Source organism: Anaerotignum sp. (assembly GCF_045122575.1).
Lineage (GTDB): Bacteria > Bacillota > Clostridia > Lachnospirales > Anaerotignaceae > Anaerotignum_A.
In genome coordinates this window covers 1-2,462 of sequence record NZ_JBGVHV010000062.1, presented here as the reverse complement: position 1 = coordinate 2,462, position 2,462 = coordinate 1, and the positions used below count along the sequence as shown (strand labels likewise).

Here is a 2,462-nt window from a genome sequence, read left to right as displayed (position 1 = left end):
AATCGCAAAAACAGAAGTGCCGCCAACACCTGTTTCAACAGAAGCCACATTGTCCATGATCCGATAACCGACCTTATCATTGGGTTCATTATAGTCGCTCGCATATCCCTTGCCAAGCTGACCATACATATTATCGCCCCAACCCCACAGGCTACCGTCTTTCTTCAGTACATACAGGTTTGCGTTACCGACTTCCAGATCAATGACACTATCCATGAATTTTGTCAATACCCCATTCTCAGCCTTGAAACCAAAGGGATCTTCATAGTATAGATTAGAAATCCATGCACTGCCGTCCTGCTTCAGAACGACAAACTGGTCATCGATATATACAGAAAAATCTTTCACATTGGAAGCGACTTTCTTTGTGTCATAATAATTATAATGCCACAGTGCGCCATCAGAAAGCAGAACATAATTCCCTTCTGCTGCCACAGCATTGTTGAAATATTTTTCTGGAGCATCCCAGTATTCAGAATCCTGCCAGTAACTGCCGTCTGTTTTGATTTTCCACTGAGTCCCCTGAGTAACATCACCCGCAGCAACAATGCCGCTTTCTGCTTTTACAGGAGTGCTGCTCCACTTACCTTTATGCGATTCCACACTGAGTGTATCATACGAATTCCCAAACCCCCAGGTATAAAGGCTGCCATCGGAAAGTACCGCATAACTGCGATACTTCCCTGCATTGATTTTCGTAATGGATGGTGCTGCCGCAAAAGCCACAGAACTCATCCCCATACAGAATGTCATAAAAAGAGCAAGAAATTTCTTCATATCACGACTCCCCTTTCGTTGTCGCAATCATTTTTCATTATTCGCCGAATTTTGCCGCCGCGTCTTTCAGCATTTCTCTGATAGGCAGGTCATAAGGACATCTTTTTTCGCAGGCACCGCAGCCGATACATGCGCTTGCCTTTACAGGCATGGAATGATATCTGTCCTTCGCCCAGTCCCCCAGACCATATCTGTCCAGATAGCCCTGGAACAGGAATACATTGGGGATGACGATGCCTACCGCACAAGGTGCACAGTAGTTACATCTGCGGCAGAAATTGTTGCCCAGCTGTTTTCTGATTTCTTCCATTTTCGCCAGTTCTTCTTCTGTCAGAGGTGCTTTGTCTTCCACTGCCGCCAGATTCTGTTCGATCTCCTTCAGGTCAAACATACCGGGGATGACAACGGTCACATCGGGGTTTGCACAGATGAAGCGCAGCGCCAGTGTGGCATCTTCGATGGCACCGCCTGCCAGAGGTTTCATGTCGATGAAGCCGATATTTTTTTCTGCACATTTCTTAATGAGGTCTGTGGCCTGTGTTTCCACGATATTGTAAGGGAACATGATGGTTTCCACCCAATCCAGTTCCATTGCTTTTTCAAATACTTCCAGAGAATGGGCAGTCACACCCAGATGACCGATCTTGCCAGCCGCTTTTGCTTCCTGCAGAGCTTCCAGTGCGCCGCCTGCAGCCAATACCTGTTCCAGCTGTTCCATATTGGGATTGTGGATCTGATACAGGTCGATATAGTCTGTACGCAGGTTTTTCAGGCTGGTTTCGATATCTGCCGCCATGGCTTCTTTTGTTCTGGCCATGCTCTTTGTTGCCAGTACGAATTTATCACGGATACCTTCCAGTGCTTCGCCGATGTAGCTTTCGGAAACCGTATAGCCCCTTGCTGTGTCGATATAGTTGATGCCCTTTTCTACCATAGCCTTTGCCAGTTCCTTTGTCACAGCCGCATCTACACGCTGAATAGGGATACCGCCAAAGCCCAGACGGGAAATTTTCAGGCCGGTTTTGCCAAGTGTTACATATTCCATGAAAATGCCTCCTTGTATGTAAAAATTCGTATAATTTTCTAGTTTAAGGATAGCATGAAAATAAATACAAGGCAATAAAAAAGGACTTCAACCCAAATAAAGTTAAAGTCCTTCTATTTATTCTGGAACAGATGTATAATCACTTGCCTCTGCACCGATCAAATTTCCTTCCAGATCATAGGTCAACAATGTCACAATATACGAATCTTTTTCTCTGATAGATACCTCTTTTCGATCTTCATAATCTCCACTGACAATATAATAGCCATCATCCAGATACCCATCGTCGGTTTCTCTTATGGTAAGAATACATTCATCCATTTCCACCACCTGTACATTAGGCTTGTAAAGCGCAATCAACAGTGCAGCCACCAACCCCACAATAATCAAACTCAGGACAATGATAATCTTATTTTTATTATCGACATTCTCCACAAAACTCCCCCCTATATCTCTCGGGCAAAATCGATCAGTTTCCGATACTTATCTTCAAACAGGCTGTTTTTCATATACACATAATTGAACTCGCGGTAAATTTCAAAATCCTCGATATCCAGTTCCACCAGAGAACCTTCCTCCAATTCCTGTCTTACCATAGGGTAATAGGAAAAGGTGATACCAAGATTCGCCTTCACCAGTT

The 2,462-nt window shown here is 44.4% G+C and carries 4 protein-coding genes; all 4 read right to left on the bottom strand.

Going from position 1 to position 2,462, the window contains the following annotated elements; all coding sequences use genetic code 11:
- Nucleotides 1-777: hypothetical protein (locus tag ACJMLT_RS02880; protein WP_405726316.1), on the bottom strand; the 777-nt coding region annotated here is incomplete at its 3' end.
- A gap of 37 nt (nucleotides 778-814) precedes the next feature.
- The gene (locus ACJMLT_RS02875; RefSeq protein ID WP_405726313.1) at nucleotides 815-1,822 is read right to left on the bottom strand and encodes an aldo/keto reductase; all 1,008 of its coding nucleotides are present in this window, start codon (nucleotides 1,820-1,822) and stop codon (nucleotides 815-817) included.
- Nucleotides 1,823-1,939: 117 nt separating this feature from the next.
- Complete coding sequence (locus tag ACJMLT_RS02870) at nucleotides 1,940-2,257, bottom strand: hypothetical protein (protein ID WP_405726310.1); 318 nt, start codon at nucleotides 2,255-2,257, stop codon at nucleotides 1,940-1,942.
- A gap of 11 nt (nucleotides 2,258-2,268) precedes the next feature.
- On the bottom strand, nucleotides 2,269-2,462 hold a 194-nt coding region (locus ACJMLT_RS02865; protein WP_405726307.1), incomplete at its 5' end, for a LysR substrate-binding domain-containing protein.